Below are 14302 nucleotides of genomic sequence, written 5' to 3'. Positions count from 1 at the left end.
CATATTGGTTCAACCCAATTTATTCTCGTATAGTAACGTAACCCGTTTGAACGATCTAAACCCTCCCTTTAATACCATAATCATTTCGATTAGGCTGATTTAAAGAAACCATTTCAGCGATAAAACCAGTCATAAACATCTGACAACCTATAATTACAGCAGTCAGTGCGAGGTAGAATAACGGTTGTTCTACTACTTCTCTTTTAACAGGAAGGCGATTGATTGATAAATAAACCTTCTCTCCTAATAGCCAAACAGCGGCCAAAGTTCCTGACATAAAAGAAAGTGTACCCAATAAACCGAAGAAATGCATTGGGGCTTTTTTGAAGCGAGAAACAAAAGTGATGGACATTAAATCAAGGAACCCATTGATAAAACGCTCCAAACCAAATTTTGTAGTACCATACTTTCTAGCTCTATGTTGTACTGGTTTTTCTCCAATTTTTGCAAAGCCATGCCATTTCGCAATTACAGGAATATAACGGTGCATTTCACCATAGACTTCAATGCTTTTTACTACATTTTGTTTGTAAGCTTTAAGTCCACAATTGAAGTCATTTAAGTGGATACCAGACAAAGCACGAGTAGCTGCATTAAATAATTTAGTCGGAATCGTTTTCGTGATTGGATCAAACCTTTTTTCTTTCCAACCAGAAACAATATCATACTTTTCCTCCAAAATCATTCGTCTTAATTCTGGAATTTCATCTGGACTATCCTGTAAGTCAGCATCCATTGTAATCACTACTTCACCTTCAGCAGCTTGAAAACCGACTTGTAGTGCTGCTGATTTACCATAGTTTCTTTGAAATTGAATGCCATGAATCCATTCAAATTTCTTCTTCAACTCCACAATAATGTCCCATGAATTATCAGTACTTCCATCATCAATAAGGTAGAGATCACCATTGATTTTTTCAGCAACAAATACTCTACTGATCCATTCTACTAATTCAGGGAGGGATTCCTCTTCATTGAGTAAAGGAACAACTACGGATACATCTATTTTCTTTTCTTCCATTTTAAAAGTAGTGAAGCTTGTAAATTAAAAATCGTAATCTTGGTCAGGATCTACTGGCTCTCTTTTCATCATTTGAGCAACGGCCATTGAGAATAGAAAACCCAAGAATGTCAAAAATACAATACTGAGAAGATGAGGAAGTACCGAATAACTGATGGTTTCCATCCAAGAAACGGTCATCTCAAATTGTTCATCCGTAAGATCAGGGTTTCCCTCTAAAGCTTTGGTTGTAATTTCAAGAGCCTCTCTGATAGCACTGTCATCTACAAATTTAATATAAAGGTAATTGAATACAGAAGAGATAGCGGCTGCTACAAAAGAGAGCAATGTACCAAGTCTAGTCCCTATTTTGAAAGTAAGGACTTCATTATTATTCGTTCTATATTCTCTGTAAGCAAAGACAGTAGCAGTGGCATAGACCATTATACTCAAGTATTGTAAAAAAGGGTCTTGAGCATTTCCTAAATAATGAAGGAGTGTACTGTATCCAAAAGAGAAAACGCCTATGATGGCACCATACTTTAGTGCTATTGGTTTTATCGATAATTGATTGTTCATTTTCTATCTATGATAAAAGTTTCTTTAGTTCATTCAATTTAAGCATTGCCTCAATTGGAGTCATGGTATTGACATCAATTTTTTCAAATTCATCTTTCAATTTTTTAGCAACGGGATCTACCGAGTCAAAAATGGAAAGTTGATAATTATCTTTAGGCACTTCTTTGATACGTTCTGTATTTTTCTCTTTGCGTTTATCTTGTTCTAAATGCTCTAAGATTTCTTCCGAACGTCTTACTACTTTTTGAGGCATACCTGCCAATTGTGCTACATGAATACCAAAACTGTGCTCACTTCCACCTTCCTTAAGTTTTCTCAAGAAAATAATTTTCTTTTGATGTTCTTTTACAGAAACATTGAAGTTTTTGATACGAGGGAAATCCTCCGCCAGCTCATTTAGTTCATGGTAGTGCGTAGCAAAGAGCGTTTTTGCTCTCGCTTTTTTATGATTGTGAAGGTACTCTACAATGGCCCAGGCAATTGAAACCCCATCATAAGTACTCGTTCCTCTTCCAATTTCGTCCATCAGAATTAAACTTCTATCAGAAATGTTATTCAGAATACTAGCCGTTTCTGTCATTTCCACCATAAAAGTCGATTCGCCTTTTGAAAGATTGTCGGATGCTCCTACACGTGTAAATACTTTATCGACAATACCAATCGTAGCTGATTGTGCCGGAACAAAAGAACCCATTTGAGCCATCAAAACAATCAGAGCAGTTTGTCTTAATAAGGCAGACTTACCTGACATGTTAGGACCAGTAATCACCATGATTTGCTGTTCTTCTGTATCTAAATACACGTCATTCGGAACATACGGATCATCTACCGATAGTTGTCTCTCAATCACTGGGTGTCTACCTTCTTTGATTGACAATGCTTTATCAGCTGTAATCTCAGGCTTTACATAATCATATTCAATGGCATTGGTAGCAAAAGAAAGTAGACAATCAAGTTTTGCTAGTGTTGAAGCCGTTTGTTGAATTGGACTGATGTACTCTGTTGAGGCATGTACCAAATCCATGAAAAGTTTATTCTCAATAACAGAAATTTGCGTTTCTGCAGTTAGAATTTTCTCTTCATATTGTTTCAACTCTTCTGTGATATAGCGTTCTGCATTGACAAGTGTAGACTTACGAATCCACTCTGCAGGAACTTTATCTTTATGTGTATTTCTTACTTCTAGGTAATAACCAAATACTTTATTATATCCAATTTTTAAAGAAGGAATACCTGTACGCTCACTTTCTCTTTCTTGTATTTTCTGTAAGAAATCTTTTCCTGAGTGAGAAATTGCTCTCAGTTCATCCAATTCAGCATTAACACCTGTGCGGATGATATTACCTTGGGCAGGGTTTAATGGAGGATTGTCCTGCATTTCTTTCTCAATACGATCAACCAAGACTTTACATGTATTGATACGGTCTGCTATTCCTTTGATCTCTTGATGATCAATTTTTGAAAGAATAGCCTTAATAGGAGCAGCATGTTGTAATGCTTTTTTGATAAAGACAATTTCTCTAGGGTTGACTCTTCCTACAGCTACTTTGGAAATCAGACGTTCAATATCTGTGATTTGTCTTAAATGAGAGAGTACCTCATCTGCTGTATTTTCCTCCTCCGTAAAGTAATGCACCACATTCAAACGGGCATCAATACTTTTTTGATCCTTTAAAGGAAGAACAGTCCATTTTTTCAACAAACGAGCCCCCATTGGAGTAACGCATTTGTCCATAATGTCGATGAGAGGAACACCTCCTTCATTTTGAGGGAAGATTAATTCAAGGCTTCTAGCTGTAAATTTATCCAACCAAACATATTTATCTTCTTGAATTCTGCTGATTTGATGAATATGATCAATATGATGATGCTCTGTCAACTCCAGGTAATTCAAAATAGCTCCCGCAGCAATAATTGCCAATGGAAGATTTTCAATACCAAAGCCCTTTAAGTTCTTCGTGCCGAAATGAGAAGTCAGTTTATCATAACCATATTCTGAAGTATACACCCAATCATCTTGTCTGAAAGTAGGGTAAGTATCTCCAAAAGTATCATTGTATTGCTCCTGTTCCGTTCTACAATACAATACTTCAGAAGGAGAAAAACCTTGTAATAATTTATCGATGTAATTTTGATCACCTTGAGCCACAAAGAATTCACCAGTAGAAATATCTAGGAATGAAATTCCCATTTCTTTTTTACAAAGGTGAATTGCTGCCAAATAGTTGTTTTGTTTTACGCTTAGTACATTATCATTCATAGACACACCAGGCGTAACCAACTCAGTGATTCCCCTTTTTACCACTCCTTTGGCTGTTTTAGGATCTTCAAGTTGATCTACAATAGCAACTCTTTGTCCGGCTTTGACTAATTTAGGTAAGTAGGTATCCAAAGAATGATGAGGGAAACCTGCCAATGCCGTTTCAGAAGCAGAACCATTAGAACGTTTCGTTAAAACGATATCTAATATCTTACTTGCAGTAATTGCATCATCTCCAAACGTCTCATAAAAATCTCCAACTCTGAATAATAACATAGCAGTAGGATGCTTTGCTTTGATCGCATTGAACTGCTTCATCATCGGAGTTTCCTTCTTTGTCTTTGTCTTCGCCAAGGCTCTAAAATTATTATTTTCTAACTTCCTTTGAGACATATATCATAAGATATGTCCAATTGATCTGCAAATTTAAGGAAAGGTTTTAGAATATAGCATTGTGATAGAATGGAAGAGACAATAATTCTTAAGCTTTTTGACGGATTGTATTGATCCATGATACTTTCCCCTTCAAGACCTTGACTTTTTTGCTTCGTTTTTGTGCTAAAACAAAAAAAGGGATCCCTCATCAAGAGATCCCTTTCCAAATACGCACGATCTTAACTAATCTACTACCTAATCAATTTTTATTATCTATATTAAATCGAACGATCGATTAATAAAAAGGTTTATAGTATTTAATTTTTTTAACAGGAAGGAGGGTGAATAGAGATCAGATATAGTGGGTCTAAAATTTAGAATTAATGTGAATTACTGTATTATTTTAATATTCTATTTAAAATGAAAGGTATTTTAACTTAAATATATCACTAAAAAATAAAGGTTTAAGTAATTGATTTTCAGTAATTTGAATTGTTGTTTGTATTGGGTGTGAAGAATAAATAACTATAGAATTGATAATAAATTGATTAAGAATACATTTTTTAAGACTTTTGTGCATACTTCTCTCGCTGAGGGGAGTAAAAAATAAGAAGTGATGTTAGAGTAATGTCACAGTTACGTGAAATATTATATGCACAATTTTAGTACACTAAAAGAATTCTTAGAGGAACCAAGAAAAGTGGTCATCATTCCGCATACTAAGCCTGACGCAGATGCTATAGGATCGGCATTGGGATTATCTTGGTATTTAAGAAAAGATGAGCATATCACAACTGTTCTTTCTCCAAATGACTACCCATCGTTCTTGCATTGGATGCCAGGACACGAAGAAGTGGTGGTTTACGATAAAGAAAAACCTGAAATTTCAGAAACAATCATTGAAGAAGCAGATGTGATTGTTTGTGTGGATTTCTCTTCTCTAAGTAGAATTGAAGAACTAGGACCATTAGTCAGAAACTCGATTAGCAAGAAAACGATTGTGATGATTGATCATCATAGAGGGAAAGAAGAGTTTGCTGATTATGAACTTTGGGATATTGATGCAGCAGCTGCCGCACAACTTATATATGAATTTATTGATTTAGACGAAGGAATTCAGAAAATTGATCAACGAATTGCCGCTTGTTTATATGCAGGCTTAATTACAGATACAGGGTCTTTTAAGTTCCCAAGTGTGAGCAGTAGAACATTACGTATAGCAGCATCTTTAAAAGATACAGGACTTGATACCGCTAGAATCTACAACCTTATTTACGATAATAATACTGAAACTAGATTAAGATTCTTAGGCTATGCTTTAGGGGAGAACCTCACTTTTTGGCCTGAGCTAAATACAGGATATTTCACCGTAAGTCAAGATGATAGAGAACGATTCAAGTTACAATCCGGAGATACTGAGGGCTTAGTGAATTATGCTTTGTCTGTCAATGGAATTAAAATCGCCGCACTTTTCAAAGAAAAAGACGAACGTGATGGCATTAAAGTATCTTTCCGTTCAATTGGAGATTTTTCTGTAGCAGATCTTTCGGCCGAACATTTTAATGGTGGAGGTCATAAAAATGCTGCAGGGGGTAGAATTGATGGAATTACAATTGATGAGGCAGTCGCTAAATTCAAGAAAGTACTCCAGGAAAAATTAAAATAGAATAATTACTTATAAACTGAATATGCAAATCAAAAAGAAAATTGCAATTGCAGCCGTAATGTTAGGTGCTGTTGCTTGTGGACCACAGGAAAAAGAAACTCCAACAGGTAAGAAATTTAGTATCGTTGAGAGCGGAAGTGGTACAGCGATCAAAGAAAATAATATCGTTGAGTTTACATTAAATATCTCTACACCTTCAGATTCTACATTATTTGATATTACTGAAACAGGAAGAGAGTTTGCTGCTGTAAAAGTTTTCCCTGATTCAATCGTGAAACAACAACAAGCTGCAGGACAGCCAGCGGATCCACTAGGAGAAATGGTTGCTATGATGAGCGAAGGAGACAGTGCTCAAATGAAAATTATCGCTTCTGATTTCTTTGGAAAAATGGCTCCTCCATTTATCAAAGATCCTTCGCAAGAAGTAGTAGTAGGTATCCGTACTGTAAACGTATACACTGACGAAGAAGCTTACCGTGTAGCTATGGAAGAAAAGCAAGCGGAAGCTATGAAGAAAATGGAAGAAGAAGCTGAAAAATATGTTGAAATTGACGATCAGTTAATTCAAGATTATTTGACAGATAACAATATTTCTGGTGCTCAAAAAACGGACAACGGATTATATTATGTAATCACCGAGGAAGGTTCTGGTGCAGCTCCAGAAAAAGGTGCTAGCGTAAAAGTACACTACACTGGTACTTTATTAGATGGTCAAAAATTTGATTCTTCAGTAGATAGAGGACAACCATTTGAGTTCCCATTGGGTCAAGGTAGAGTAATAGCAGGATGGGATGAAGGTTTCACATTATTGAAAAAAGGTTCTAAAGCAACTTTATTCATTCCTTCAAAATTAGGTTACGGTGCAAATGGAGCAGGATCAATGATCAAGCCGTTCTCAGTATTAAAATTTGATGTTGAGTTGATTGACTTCGTTAATCCAACAAAATAATTTTAGAAGACATTTCCTTTAAAAATATAAAATTAAGGAGAAGTGTTTTTGAGGTAGTTTAGTATTTTTTCGATTTGAGAAATTACTGAAATTACAATGAGTACTCAGACAAAGTTGCAATAATTAAACATAAGGTAATTTTGTTTGAGTACTTAACATAATATATTCAAACACAATGAGTTTACTATTGATAAGTACAGTAAATTTGTTGAGAATACAATGGTTTATGTTTGTCTGCCACCAAAAGACAATTGTCTGAGTATTTATTGGAATGAAATGAAAGAACGATCTTCTCATTCTTCTTAAATGTAAATCTAATATTAAAACCTACTTATCATATGAACAATACTTACAAATTTTTCAAGTTCGCACTTCCTGTATTTTTCCTCCTTGGATTCACAAGTTGTATTCATGACGACATTGTGGATTACTTCGCTAAAGATACAGAGACTCTGGAGGCATACTTAGCTTCATACGACATTCAGTACCGTAAAACATCTACTTTACCTTCAGGTGGTAGTGTTTACATTACTCCTCCAAACCAAGGTACAAGAGAACTTCCTAAGGATTTCGATTTAAGAATTTTTGAAATCAACTTAGATTTAAGACGTTTTGCTCAAGAATACATTGGAGACCCTGCATTTGATCAAGGTCCTGATGATTTGGTAACACATGCACTTTTAAAAGATTCAACGTACACTTTTGCAATGCGTAGAGGTGCGATTTGTCTTGGTGTAACAGATGCAACTTTGAACTCTATCGTACCAAGTGAGGTTTTAGATAGAATTTATGTTCCATCTTACTTAGCATTTGGTGGTACATCTTCAGCAAATTTAGGTTTACAGTTTAACGATATCGTTACTTTAGAAAACTACGAAATTAAAGCGGAACGTACAGCCTATTCTCAAGCAGAATACGAAGCACTTGTTGCATTACAATATGCTAAAGATTCAATTGAAGGTTTTACAGAAATTGAAAACGATACATTATACAACGGTACATCAAAATCAATTGTTGATGACAACTACTTTGGTGATGATCAACCTTTAGAGCTACCTGACTATATTGTAAAACATACAGTTCAAGCGGGTACAGGTGATGTAGTGGCAATTGGTGATACGGTTCAAGTTCGTTACGAAGGTAAATTTATTGATCAAAATGGAGAAGTATTTGATTCAAATACTGATTCTGGAGATTCTAAATTCCAAGTAGTAGTTTTTGAAGATGCAAAAGCTGCACAAGATGCTAGCGTATCTTCAACTGTAATCAATGGTTGGTACAAAGCATTACGTACAATGCAAGTAGGTGAAAAAGCTGTTTTTGTGATGCCTTCACACACTGCTTACTGGCAAACGGGAGATAATCCTAACACATCAGATTTATTTAAAACAATCCGTCCTTTTAAGACATTAGTATTTACTATTGAAATAAAAGAAGACGAGCAATAATAATATTTTTTAGTTCATATTTATAGTATGCAATATCGCATTAGACACTATTTACTGCTTTTAAGCACCCTATTCATTGGCTTTTCGTGTACAACGTCAAGTTCTTTTGATGGAGAAATTGATTTTGATGAAGCTGAAAAGCACTTGATCGAAGAGTATATTATATCAGGTCCTCCATACTTTAGTGCAGATACTCATCAAGAAGCTGTTGATAAGTATTATAACTTTGGAGTATATATGTCTTCAATCACACCTGAAGATGAAATCTTGACAGATAGAGATATCAGTCTTGGTGACTCTATGCACATTACCTATACAGGTTGGGTACTTCATGGTGAAATCTTTGATAGTAATCGATTATCAGAAGATCCATTCCCAGTAGTTTTAGGTAAAACTTCGATCATTGAAGGATGGAATATTGCATTAGTCAGCATGCACGAGAAACAAGAGGCAAGAGTGATTATTCCTTCAGCCCTTGGTTATGGAACTTCAGGAACGGGTACTATTCCTCCAAACGCTACTTTAGTATTTGATATTAAGGTAGACAGCTTATGGAAAGTAGATGAACAATAGTACGTCTTGAGCTATAAATTGAGAAAAACCGAAAGATAAGGACTCCTTTATCTTTCGGTTTTTTTTATGTCTAAGAAGAAATGTGAATAATTAGAACTTCCTATTTTAATTATTCGTAAGCTTAACTATTGAAAATCGTTTTATTACATTAAATTTGTGTGATATTTGTCGGATAATTGATCGGCAGTTTCAGTTTACAATCACATTTTTAAAGCAGAAGTCTAATTGATGTAAAGTTGATTGTAAGACGATCAAGAATTTTTGTAAAAAGATCAAATCAAAAAATAATATATGTTAGGTTCATTAACCAAAGCATTCTCTAAAATTTTTGGTACTAAGTCAGAGCGAGATCTGAAAGAGATCAGACCTTATTTAGCCAAAATTGATGCAGAATATAAAAAATTATCATCGGTTTCAGATGACGAACTAAGAGCTAAAACAGCTTACTTCATTGATTATATCCAAAGTGGATTAGCTTCAATTGACGATGAAATTACATCGAAACAAGAAGCGGTTGAAAATGATACTAAGCTTGACCTTGCGTTCAAAGACAAGACTTTCAAGGAAATTGATAAGCTGAAAAAAGAGCGTAACGAAAAATTAGAAGAAATATTAATGGATCTTTTACCTCAAGCTTTTGCAGTGGTAAAAGAAACTGGTAGAAGATATACTGAAAACAAACAAATTACGGTTACAGCAACGGACTATGACCGTGAAATGGCTGTAAAGTATGAAAACATCACGATTGAAGGTGACAATGCGACTTGGTCAAACAAGTGGTTAGCAGCCGGAAATGAAGTGGAGTGGAACATGATCCACTATGATGTACAGTTGTTGGGAGGTATTTTCCTTCACCAAGGTAAAGTAGGTGAAATGATGACGGGTGAAGGTAAAACACTCGTTGGTACATTGCCTGCTTACTTAAACGCATTAGCAAAAAGAGGTGTTCACGTAGTAACAGTAAACGACTACTTAGCAAAACGTGACTCGGAGTGGAATGCACCATTATTCCAGTTCCACGGTCTTTCAGTAGATTGTATTGATAAGCACCAGCCTAACTCTGAATCTCGTAGAAAAGCGTATCAAGCAGATATCACATATGGTACAAATAACGAATTTGGTTTCGATTACCTGCGTGATAACATGTCGAGAGACAAAGATGATCTAGTACAAAGAGAGCATCACTTTGCAATGATTGATGAGGTCGATTCAGTATTAATTGATGATGCTAGAACGCCACTAATCATTTCTGGTCCAGTACCAAAAGGTGATCAGCAAGAAGAATTTGGTGAGTTAAGACCAAAAGTTCAACATTTAGTAGATGAGCAAAGAAAGCAGACTCAAAAAATGTTGAATGAAGCGAAGAAATTAATCAAAGATGGCGATAAGCAAGAAGGTGGTCTTCAATTATTAAGAGCTCATCGTTCGTTGCCAAAATATAAGCCTTTGATTAAATTCTTAGGTGAAGAAGGTATGAAGCAATTGCTTCAAAAAGTGGAAGGCGAGTACATGGCGGATAACAACCGTAGAATGCCTGAAGCGGATGAGCCTTTATTATTCGTTATCGAAGAAAAAAATAATAGCGTTGAATTAACGGAAAAAGGTATTGCTTCTGTGACTGGAGCCAATGCACCTGACTTCTTTATCCTTCCTGACCTAGCAACAGGTATTGGCAAGATTGAGAATGACCCGGCAATGTCAGACGAAGAGAAGATTGAAGCCAAAGATGCTTTAATCGCAGAGTTTGATACAAAATCTCAGCGTATTCACTTGATGAAGCAATTGTTGAAAGCCTATACGTTATTTGAAAAAGACGTAGATTATATCTTGGTGGACAACAAGGTGAAAATCGTAGATGAGCAGACTGGCCGTGTAATGGAAGGTCGTCGTTACTCAGATGGTTTACACCAAGCTTTAGAAGCAAAAGAAAATGTAAAGATCGAGGATGCTACACAAACGTATGCAACGGTGACTTTACAAAACTACTTCCGTATGTACCACAAACTGACAGGTATGACAGGTACAGCCGAAACGGAAGCAGGTGAATTCTATGAAATCTACAAATTAGACGTAGTAACTGTTCCTACTCACCGTCCGATTGTTCGTGATGACAGAGAGGATTATGTATACAAGACGATCCGTGAGAAGTTCAATGCTGTAGCGGAAGAATGTCAGAAATTGGTAGAGCAAGGACGTCCAGTATTGGTAGGTACTACTTCAGTAGAAAACTCAGAAGTAATGTCCCGTATGTTGAAGATGAGACGTATCGAGCACCAAGTATTGAACGCCAAGCAGCACGGTCGTGAAGCAGATGTAGTAGCGAAAGCTGGTCAGCCAGGTACAGTAACAATTGCTACCAACATGGCCGGTCGTGGTACCGATATTAAGTTACCTGATGAAGTGAAAAATGCAGGTGGTTTAGCGATTATTGGTACATCACGTCACGAATCTCGTCGTGTAGACCGTCAGCTAAGAGGTCGTTCTGGTCGTCAAGGTGACCCAGGATCATCTCAGTTCTTCGTGTCATTGGAAGATAACTTAATGCGTCTATTCGGTTCAGACCGTATTGCAGGTATTATGGATAGATTGGGTCTTCAAGAAGGTGAAGTAATCCAACACTCAATGATTACTAAGTCTATCGAAAGAGCACAACGTAAAGTGGAGGAAAACAACTTCGCGATCCGTAAGCGTCTTTTGGAGTATGATGATGTAATGAACTACCAAAGAGAGGTAATTTACCGTAGACGTAGAAATGCGTTATTCGGAGAGCGTTTACAAGTAGACGTAATGAACTCTTTCTTTGATGTAGCAGCAAATATTTCTGAAACTCACGTAGGTAACTACGAAGGTTTCAAATTGGATGCCCTTAAGATTTTAGGTATTTCAACTAGTATCAAAGAAGACGGTTTCCAACACCATAACGAAGAGTATTTAACGCAAGAGTTATACAAAGAAGCGTTAACGCACTACAAAGAGAAAAATGCTCAACTTTGGGAAAAAGCAAAACCTGTTTTTGAAAAAGTAAAAGCAAAAAGAGGTGGTGTAGTTGAGAATATCGTGATTCCATTTACAGATGGTCATAAGATGTTCCAAGTGCATGTAAACCTAGAAGAGGCTTTAGAAAATGATGGAGAATCAGTAGTTTCAGCATTAGAGCAAAACGTTACATTGGCAGTGATTGACCACTTATGGAAAGATCACTTACGTGAAATGGACGAGTTGAAGCAACAAGTACAAAATGCGGTTCACGAACAAAAAGATCCATTATTGATCTACAAGTTCGAATCATTTGAATTGTTCAAAACGTTCTTAGCGGAAGTAAATGATGAGATCATTAGTTTCTTAGCCAAAGCGAAGATTCCTGTACAGGAAGCACCTCCAATGCCAGCTCCTCCTCCAATGCCGAAACGTCCAGAACCAAAAGTGACGGCAAATAAGGCAGACGCAGGTTCGGCATTAGCTCCTGACGCAACTCCTCAAGGTGGTGATATTCCTGAAGCTCCAAAAGCTCCAGTAGAAGTTGTTAAACCACGTCAGAGTGAAAAAACATACCAAAGAAATGACAGAGTAACTGTTAAATACAGTGACGGTACTGTCAAAGAAGGTGTAAAATATAAATCCGTGGAGAACGATGTTCAAAATGGAAAATGTGTGATTATTGAAGGTTAATCTTTGATATCACTCTTCAAGAGGCTGTTTCATATTTTGAGACAGCCTCTTTTTTTTGATAAGTACAAGGAACGAAGAAAAGGATAAAAAGATAAGATAAAATATCCGTTTACTTTTTTTCTGGTGCTTACAGTTTCAATACAAATGATTAAATGCTTAACTTTGATCGTTCCATTATTTCTAAATATAAATATGAAACTACTAATTCGTTATACATTTATAGCCTTGCTAATGAGTGCAATGGCTTGTAAACCTTCTCAACCAAAACAAACGGTACCGTCGTCTGATCTTGTAGATACAGATTTTACAGCTTATTTGCCAAAAGCAGAAGTGAAAACAGATGATGTTGCTGAACAAACACCGCAGGGACAAGAAGAACTAGGTTTTCCAGAAGGTGATGTCAATGTAGAAGTAGACACTATTTTAACGCACTTGTCAGAAAGAGATCTTGGAGGAATACAGGTATATAGAATCTTAGTTTATTCGGGTAGAGCAAGAGATAAAGCGGAAGAAATAGTGGATTTCTTAAAAAATGAATTTGGTAACTATGAAGTTGAAATGACTTATGAGCAACCAAATTATAAAGTAAGAGTAGGTTATTACTTTGACCGTCTTACTGCACACGGTGTTCATACAAGTCTTAAGAAGAAATTTAGATCTGCATTTGTTGTAAAAGAAAAAATGAATGCAGATGAAATAGCAAGAAGAATTAAAAAAGCAAATGCTGAAAAGGCAGCTGCTATGGAAATAGACGAAGAGGATGATTATTAATATATAAACCTCTTTCAAAGGAAAAGGAGAACTGAAGTGTAATTTTCAGTTCTCCTTTTTTATTTTTAAAAATCTAAATGTAGACTATTTTTTAGTATTACTCTTAATGGCTGAAGCAATATCATCCCAAACTGGTGAAGGGATAGCATCCAAATGATTAAACTCTCCTGCACCTTTCAGCCATTCACCACCATCAATCGTAACTACTTCACCATTGACATAAGCAGAGAAATCAGACATCAGATAAGCTGCTAGATTGGCTAATTCTTGATGTTCTCCCACACGACCAACTGGTACTTTTCCTGCTTCATCAAATTGACTTCTTAGGTTTTCAGGGAATAAACGATCCCATGCTCCTTTTGTAGGGAATGGCCCTGGAGCAATGGCATTAGAACGAATTCCATATTTTGCCCATTCTACCGCGAGTGATCTTGTTAGTGCCAAAACGCCAGCTTTAGAAGAAGCAGAAGGCACTACATATCCTGATCCAGTAGAAGCATAAGTCGTCACTATATTTAGCATAACGCCTTTTTGTCCGTTGGCAATCCAGTATTTACCCATCGCCAAAGTAAAGTAATACGTTCCTTTTAATACGATATCAACAATAGTATCAAAAGCCTTGTGACTCAAACGCTCTGTTGGACTGATAAAATTGCCTGCTGCATTATTCAAAAGTCCATCAATCTGTCCAAACTTCTCAACGGTCTGTTGAATGACATTTTCAATTTGATTATATTTTCGGACGTCGCAAACGACATAAAAAGGACGTTTTCCAGTCGCCTCTTCTAATTCGTCTGCAGCGGCTTGAAGTTTTTCTTCTTTTCTACTGCAGATTGTAACATCGGCTCCTAGCTCAAGGAAATATTTAGTCATGGACTTGCCTAGGCCTGTAGCACCTCCGGTAACGATATACGTTTTCCCTTCAAGTGCCCCATCTCGTAGCATTGGTTTATTATACATGTGAGTATTTGGTTTCTAAAAAGTGTTGTACATGTGAGCAGTTTGACTGCTT

General features: G+C 36.3%; 10 protein-coding genes. 6 read left to right on the top strand and 4 right to left on the bottom strand.

What is annotated here, in order from left to right; genetic code table 11:
- Window positions 1–55 precede the first annotated feature (55 nt).
- Genes IC221_RS14535 through mutS form a run of 3 tightly spaced genes read right to left on the bottom strand, consistent with a single transcriptional unit; the run spans window position 56 to window position 4232 of the window.
- A complete protein-coding gene (locus IC221_RS14535) occupies window positions 56–1021 on the bottom strand; it encodes a glycosyltransferase family 2 protein (protein ID WP_188169659.1) in 966 nt (321 codons plus the stop codon).
- Between the two features lie 24 nt (window positions 1022–1045).
- The gene (locus IC221_RS14530; protein WP_188169658.1) at window positions 1046–1579 is read right to left on the bottom strand and encodes a DUF4199 domain-containing protein; all 534 of its coding nucleotides are present in this window, start codon (window positions 1577–1579) and stop codon (window positions 1046–1048) included.
- A 7-nt stretch (window positions 1580–1586) separates the two neighbouring features.
- The gene (gene mutS / locus IC221_RS14525) at window positions 1587–4232 is read right to left on the bottom strand and encodes a DNA mismatch repair protein MutS (RefSeq protein ID WP_223241388.1); all 2646 of its coding nucleotides are present in this window, start codon (window positions 4230–4232) and stop codon (window positions 1587–1589) included.
- A gap of 634 nt (window positions 4233–4866) precedes the next feature.
- On the opposite strand from mutS, the gene IC221_RS14520 reads away from it, so the two are divergent.
- From IC221_RS14520 to IC221_RS14495, 6 genes are all read left to right on the top strand, one after another.
- Window positions 4867–5880, top strand: coding sequence for a bifunctional oligoribonuclease/PAP phosphatase NrnA (locus tag IC221_RS14520; RefSeq protein WP_188169657.1), 1014 nt, complete (start codon window positions 4867–4869; stop codon window positions 5878–5880).
- A gap of 22 nt (window positions 5881–5902) precedes the next feature.
- Window positions 5903–6829 carry an FKBP-type peptidyl-prolyl cis-trans isomerase gene (locus IC221_RS14515; protein WP_188169656.1) on the top strand — a complete coding sequence of 309 codons (927 nt, stop codon included), beginning with the start codon at window positions 5903–5905 and terminating at the stop codon, window positions 6827–6829.
- Window positions 6830–7167: 338 nt separating this feature from the next.
- On the top strand, window positions 7168–8277 hold the full coding sequence (locus IC221_RS14510; protein ID WP_188169655.1) for an FKBP-type peptidyl-prolyl cis-trans isomerase: 1110 nt from the start codon (window positions 7168–7170) through the stop codon (window positions 8275–8277).
- A gap of 27 nt (window positions 8278–8304) precedes the next feature.
- The gene (locus IC221_RS14505) at window positions 8305–8850 is read left to right on the top strand and encodes an FKBP-type peptidyl-prolyl cis-trans isomerase (RefSeq protein WP_188169654.1); all 546 of its coding nucleotides are present in this window, start codon (window positions 8305–8307) and stop codon (window positions 8848–8850) included.
- A 291-nt stretch (window positions 8851–9141) separates the two neighbouring features.
- Window positions 9142–12519, top strand: a complete 3378-nt coding sequence (secA, locus tag IC221_RS14500; RefSeq protein ID WP_188169653.1) for a preprotein translocase subunit SecA — start codon at window positions 9142–9144, stop codon at window positions 12517–12519.
- A gap of 192 nt (window positions 12520–12711) precedes the next feature.
- Window positions 12712–13290, top strand: coding sequence for an SPOR domain-containing protein (locus tag IC221_RS14495; RefSeq protein WP_188169652.1), 579 nt, complete (start codon window positions 12712–12714; stop codon window positions 13288–13290).
- Window positions 13291–13374: 84 nt separating this feature from the next.
- Here IC221_RS14495 and IC221_RS14490 read toward each other — a convergent pair whose 3' ends face one another.
- A complete protein-coding gene (locus tag IC221_RS14490; protein WP_223241387.1) occupies window positions 13375–14250 on the bottom strand; it encodes an SDR family oxidoreductase in 876 nt (291 codons plus the stop codon).
- Between the last annotated feature and the right edge of the window lie 52 nt (window positions 14251–14302).

It is taken from the genome of Flammeovirga sp. EKP202 (assembly GCF_014534745.1).
Taxonomy (GTDB): Bacteria; Bacteroidota; Bacteroidia; order Cytophagales; family Flammeovirgaceae; genus Flammeovirga.
The sequence above is the reverse complement of the archived record's forward strand: the minus strand, read 5'-3'. Positions and strand labels throughout refer to the sequence as shown.